The 1,850-nt window shown below is 44.6% G+C and carries 2 protein-coding genes; both read left to right on the top strand.

Annotated features, from left to right (window positions below; genetic code table 11):
* The first annotated feature begins 61 nt into the window (after positions 1-61).
* A complete protein-coding gene (locus V7K42_RS08760; RefSeq protein ID WP_334915351.1) occupies positions 62-424 on the top strand; it encodes an aldo/keto reductase in 363 nt (120 codons plus the stop codon).
* Between the two features lie 12 nt (positions 425-436).
* Complete coding sequence (locus V7K42_RS08755; protein WP_334915349.1) at positions 437-1,024, top strand: TetR family transcriptional regulator; 588 nt, start codon at positions 437-439, stop codon at positions 1,022-1,024.
* Positions 1,025-1,850 lie beyond the last annotated feature (826 nt).

Raw genomic sequence — 1,850 nt, 5'->3', positions numbered from 1 at the left:
ATATCTGCGAAAGCCAGTCTCTAAGCTAGATTTATCGCCTTTTCCTGCACCCTCTTGACAAATGTGCGATTATCTTAACCTCTCACTGATGGTGCAAGACTATCGAGTACATCTGCCCCGCTTTTCTGGAGAGAATCTGGATCGCAATTTGTTGCTAGTCGAAGCCCTGCGCCTAATTGCCGAAGAACGGAATGCAACGGTTGCTCAAGTGGCAATTGCTTGGGTGCTGTCGCAAGGAAACGACATTATACCGCTAATTGGCGCACGACGTTGCGATCGCTTAAATGAAGCTCTGGGTGCATTGGATTTACACTTAAATAAGAACGATCTCGCCCGGATTGAGGCAGCCGTGCCACTAAATGCCGTAGCTGGCGATCGCTATAACCCAGAACAAATGGCAATGCTAAATAGTGAAAAGAGGTAAAAAAGTTATCGCATGAATGATTCACCTTTGACACCGGAGCGGATTCTCGATGCAGCAGAAGAAGTTTTGCGTCGTTACGGTCTGGCAAAGGCAACAGTCGTGGATGTGGCTCGCTTTTTAGAGGTGAGCCACGGCACGATTTATCGGCATTTTCCCAGCAAAGCTGCCCTGCGGGATGCAGTGGCAGAACGGTGGTTGCATCGGGTTTCCACACCGCTAGCAGCGATCGCCCAAGAGCCAGGTTCCGCCAGAGAACGGTTGCACCGATGGTTTGAGCAACTCATGACTCTGAAACGTCAAAAAGTTTTGAAAGAACCAGAGTTATTTGCAACCTATTCAGCGATTACCCAAGAGGCGCGAGGGGTAGTTGAAGCTCACATTGCTGAACTGCTCAGGCAAGTCGCTCAGATCGTAGAGAGCGGTATTTCCACTAACGAGTTTAGAGTAACCGATCCGCAAGCAGCAGCGAAAGCAGTCCTTCAAGCGACAGTTCGCTTTCACCATCCAGCCCACGCATCCGAATGGAGCGATCCAGATATCGATACGGACTTTGCCCAAGTATGGCGCTTGATACTTGCTGGTCTTTTAGTGGTTCAGTAATGTTAATGACTCAGTACTTTGAAGCTGAAAAATATTTAAATTGGATAATTTACAGTATTTACGCACGGATTAAGACTTTAGATCATGACGAGCGAAACGTACCCCTTCGAGGAAGCAATCTACGCGGAGCGTCTCCAAGAGTTGTAATCGCAAAGGCTTAGTTTGTCCTCACGAGTGCCTAAGTCTTAATTTAAATCAAACTCTTGTGGGGTGGGCATCTTGCCCGTCCTAACTATATAAGTTAAACGTGCAACAGCTTACCATTTCTGTTTTAAGATGCGCCTAGATAAAGTAAAGAAAGGTTTTCATCCCCTTTAGGGGAAGTGGTTATGTAAAGTTGATTTGGATAATTACTGGAGTTTAGACTAAAAGCGATATAAGAGAACGCAAACCAAATGGAATTAGAGGTTAAAAATATTATCTTGTCAGCCTCAAAGCATCCGCGATCTTGAACAATTTTTGTGTAGTATGCTTGCAGAGAAAATAATACAATAATGATAATCATGAAAATAGTGGGAGAGGAACGAGCGATGCTCGTTCCTCTCCCACCCCCTTATTCGATTATCATTATCAGATAATTAGCAAGAAAAAAGGGGTGTCTGATTGAATACAGCTCCCCTTTTGGCAGAAAGTGAGAAAAGAACTACCATTACTCACCTGCCAACATGAAAAATGCCAGACTTGAAGAGTTTCGTCAAGTAGCCTACAAATATTTAGGTAGAGCTAAAGATCTGGAGTTTAGACTAAAAGCGATATGAGAGAACGCAAACCAAATGGAATTAGAGGTTAAAAATATTATCCTGTCAACCTCAAAGCATCCGCGACC

The sequence above is a fragment of the Nostoc sp. genome, assembly GCF_036917455.1.
In the GTDB taxonomy this organism is placed as follows: Bacteria; Cyanobacteriota; Cyanobacteriia; order Cyanobacteriales; family Nostocaceae; genus Nostoc.
Note: the sequence above shows the minus strand (reverse complement) of the source record. Positions and strands in the feature narration are given on the sequence as shown.

Coding starts and splice junctions, on each gene's coding strand:
- V7K42_RS08760 (WP_334915351.1), top strand. CDS start 62: ATGTGCGATTATCTTAACCTCTCACTGATGGTGCAAGACTATCGAGTA.
- V7K42_RS08755 (WP_334915349.1), top strand. CDS start 437: ATGAATGATTCACCTTTGACACCGGAGCGGATTCTCGATGCAGCAGAA.